The organism is Psychrobacter pygoscelis (genome assembly GCF_004335015.1).
Taxonomy (GTDB): Bacteria; Pseudomonadota; Gammaproteobacteria; order Pseudomonadales; family Moraxellaceae; genus Psychrobacter; species Psychrobacter pygoscelis.
The window spans coordinates 1-255 of the sequence record NZ_RQRU01000025.1; the positions used below are offsets into that span (position 1 = coordinate 1).

General features: G+C 51.0%; 1 protein-coding gene. It reads right to left on the reverse strand.

Annotation, left to right across the window (positions count from 1 at the left end):
• On the reverse strand, nucleotides 1-255 hold a 255-nt coding region (locus EGV92_RS13775), incomplete at both ends, for a hypothetical protein (protein ID WP_207401812.1).

The window sequence follows — 255 nt, forward strand, 5'->3', positions numbered from 1 at the left end:
TCTAGCTGACCTTTATTCACCGCGTCTGTGGCTTTGGTGCCTGCTGCGACGTTGCTCAGCTTGGTCGCTTTTGTGGTGCTGCCATCTGCGCTTTGAACGCTGGTAATAATAGGCGTCTGATCAGTATTCACTTCATTGCCTGCCGTTCTTGCGGCATCGGTATAGAAGGTGTTGCCTGATTTATAGACTTGAGTGCCATCTTCGGTGGTGTAAACCACTGGCGCACTGTCTGTGGCGTTGTTGGCTAATCCTTGA